The sequence below is a fragment of the Mesorhizobium sp. M8A.F.Ca.ET.208.01.1.1 genome (assembly GCF_004791315.1).
Taxonomy (GTDB): Bacteria; Pseudomonadota; Alphaproteobacteria; order Rhizobiales; family Rhizobiaceae; genus Mesorhizobium.
In genome coordinates, this window is record NZ_SRUT01000263.1 from 1 (window position 1) to 313 (window position 313).

Genomic DNA, 313 nt, shown 5'->3' on the forward strand with positions numbered 1-313 from the left:
CACGCGCCTTTGACGGACAACCCGGCGGCCTCACGCGAGATGATGTCCTCGATAACATCACGCTCTACTGGTTGACGAATACGGCGACGTCGTCGGCGCGTATCTATTGGGAAAACAAGTTCGCCTTTTTCGCCCCGAAGGGGGTCGCCATACCCGTAGCCGTGAGCGCCTTTCCTGACGAGGTCTGTACAATCCCGCGGAGTTGGGCGGCGCGGGCGTATCCCAAGCTCATCTATTACAACAAGCTCGATAAAGGCGGGCACTACGCCGCCTGGGAACAGCCAGAGGTCTTCTGCAGTGAGCTTCGGGCAGC

1 pseudogene is annotated in these 313 nt (G+C 59.7%); it reads left to right on the forward strand.

What is annotated here, in order from left to right:
* Nucleotides 1-313: pseudogene (locus tag EN851_RS36900) on the forward strand (epoxide hydrolase); the annotation flags it as partial.